The sequence below is a fragment of the Catenibacterium sp. UBA627 genome (assembly GCF_002299355.1).
Lineage (GTDB): Bacteria > Bacillota_I > Bacilli_A > Erysipelotrichales > Coprobacillaceae > Catenibacterium > Catenibacterium mitsuoka.
On the sequence record NZ_DBPF01000094.1, the window covers coordinates 2,703 to 5,756 of the forward strand.

Annotated in this window: 2 protein-coding genes; one reads left to right on the forward strand and one right to left on the reverse strand. The window is 35.4% G+C overall.

The genetic code is table 11. The features are described from left to right. On the reverse strand, positions 1-701 hold a 701-nt coding region (locus B2S90_RS05845), incomplete at its 3' end, for an MATE family efflux transporter (protein ID WP_286696700.1). Positions 702-952: 251 nt separating this feature from the next. Here B2S90_RS05845 and B2S90_RS05850 point away from each other — a divergent pair. Next, positions 953-3,054 (forward strand): glycoside hydrolase family 3 protein (locus tag B2S90_RS05850; protein ID WP_286696701.1); only part of this gene is annotated, 2,102 nt, incomplete at its 3' end.

Sequence of the window (3,054 nt, forward strand, 5' to 3'; positions counted from 1 at the left end):
GGATTTAAATGCATACATTCTTTCTTTAACTTAAGGATCGTTTTATCACTTGTTAGAAAGCGTAATGTCCATAAAGCAGATACAAATTGTGACAGTACTGTTGCGAGTGCTGCTCCCTTTACATTCATATCTAATAAAAATATAAATACAGGGTCCAATATTATATTCAGTACTGCCCCAATCAGTACTGTCATCATACCAATCTTCGCAAAACCTTGACTATTAATAAAACTATTCATACCGAGTCCTATTAACACAAACACAGTACCAAACAAATAAATAGTCAAATAATCATTCGCATACTTGAATGTATGCGTACTTGCTCCAAACATCCATAAGATCTTCTCTTTAAAGATAAACCCAATCAACATCAAACCTATTCCAAATAGAACCAATAAGAAGAAGGCGTTCCCCATAATCACTTCTGCCTCATCATTTCTCCCTCTTCCTCTTGCAATAGAGCAAAGTGGGGCACCACCCATACCAAACAAGTTCGAAAATGCAATCACTATAGAAATAATAGGAAGACATATTCCCAGTCCTCCCATAGCCAGTGTTGCAGTATGAGGAATACGTCCTATATATATTCTATCTATCACGTTATAGAGTACATTAATCAACTGTGCTACGATCATTGGTCCTGCAATAGATAATATATGTGTAGAAACCTTTCCCTTCGCAAAATTATTCCTTTCTTCCATATAACCATCCCCCTTAACATAATCTTTACTATCTCATATATATTACAGTCATACAGTTCTTTTTCAAATGTTGAAATATTGTAACTCATATTATCTCATGTATATCATGCTTTTTTAACCGTGCATAGGCAGATATACTATATTAAAATTAAATTACATAAATAAAATTAATAAAATGAAATATATGTTGCATAAGTAACATGTAAGCGCTACAATATCTATGTAAGATACATTCGAAAGGAGAAAATAATATGAAGAAGGTATCCGCTATAGCACTTAGTACAGCTATGGCACTCTCAATGGCTTTGCCATCTAAAGTCAATGCCACAAGCAGAGTGGATCAATTACTCTCTAATATGAGTACAAGACAAAAGATTACACAGATGCTTATGGTAGACTTCCGTTACTGGGATGAAGACTTAAGTGATGGTGCACAGACTACAGGTCATGAATTTACTAAGATGAATGACCAAGTCAGAAAGATTGTCGAAGACTATGATTTTGGAGCACTTATTTATTTTGCCCAGAACATCCAGGAAACAGAACAATCTTATAACTTAAGTATGGCAATGCAGAAAGCAGCCACAAAAGATGGTGGTATTCCACTATTAATCAGTGCTGACCAGGAAGGTGGTAATGTATACCGTTTAGGTTCAGGTACAGCATTACCTGGTAACATGGCACTTGGTGCAACTCATAATACAGAGTATGCGAAAAAAGCAGGTCAGATTATTGGTAGTGAATTAAGTAGTATTGGTATTAATACTAACTTAGCACCTGTTGTTGACGTCAATAATAATGCCAACAACCCAGTTATTGGTCTAAGAAGTTACAGTGATGATGCAGATTTAGTAGGGAACATGGCTTCTGCAACAATCGCTGGTTTGAAAGACTATAACGTTATTGGATGTGCGAAGCACTTCCCAGGTCATGGTGATACAGCCACTGACTCACATTATGGTTTACCTATCGTAAACAAATCAAAAGCAGAATTATTAAATAATGAATTAAAACCATATAAGATTGCAATCAATCAGGGTATTGAAATGATCATGACTGCACATATCTTATATCCACAATTAGATAACACAACTGTTGTTTCAGAAAAAACAGGTAATGAAGAAAAGAAACCTGCGACTATGTCAAAAGCAATCATCACTGATTTATTAAAGGGTGAAATGGGCTTCAAAGGTGTAGTAAGTACTGATGCGATGAACATGAAGGCTATTGCTGATACATTTGGTGAATCACAGGCAGTTAAGCTTGCGATTGAAGCAGGTGCTGATTTAATCTGTATGCCTACAGTTCTTTACAACCAGGAAGATGTTAAGAAGCTAGACACAATTATTGATTATGTAGAAGATGCTGTTAAGAAGGGTGAAATTTCTGAATCTAGATTAGATGATGGATGCAGAAGAATTTTAACAGTAAAAGAAAATAGAGGTATCTTAGATTGGAAAGAATCTGATTTCTCTCTAAACAAAGCTTTATCAACAGTAGGTAGTGCCACTAACAGAGCAACTGAAAGAGAAATCGCAGCAGCAGCTGTTACTGTTGTAAAGAATGAAAACAATACTTTACCAGTAGTAGTAAAAGAAAACCAGAAGATCTTAATGCTTTGTCCATATGACAATGAAAGAGCACAGATGATCATGGCTTATAACCGTGCTAAAGAAGCAGGACTTATCCCAGACTCTGCAGAAGTTAAAGTAGTAAGATATAACGGTTCAAATATGGATGCTGTAAAAGGAAACATTGATTGGGCTGATACAGTATTCGTTAATTCAGAAATAAGTGCTGCAAGCCGCTTCTCATCAAATCATTGGTTATATTCTTATGTAGAAGGTATTGTAGACTATACTCATGAAAAGGGTAAGAAGTCTATCGTGATGTCAGTAGATAAACCATATGATGTACAGATGTATGCTAATGCAGATGCTATTCTTGCTGTATATGGATGTAAAGGTTCTTCAGTAGATGTGACTGAAGCAATTGTTGGTGGAGTTACATCTTCTAAAGCTGCTTATGGACCTAACATTATTGCTGGTATCGAAGTTGCTTTAGGTACATTTGGTGCTCAGGGAACACTTCCAGTTAATATTCCTGTATATGACAAGACTGCTAAGCTTTACACTGATACAATCAAGTATAAACGTGGTTATGGTATCTCTTATAAGTCTTTATTAAATAAGGATACTTTAAATGATTTAATTGCTAAGGCTGATGCTTTAGATTCTAAGAAATATACTGAAGAATCTTGGAATAAGTTCACACCTGCTTTAGCTGGGGCAAAAGAAGTAGCTAACACAAATGGTGTTTCTCAGAAGAAGATTGATGAAGCGATTGCTTCATT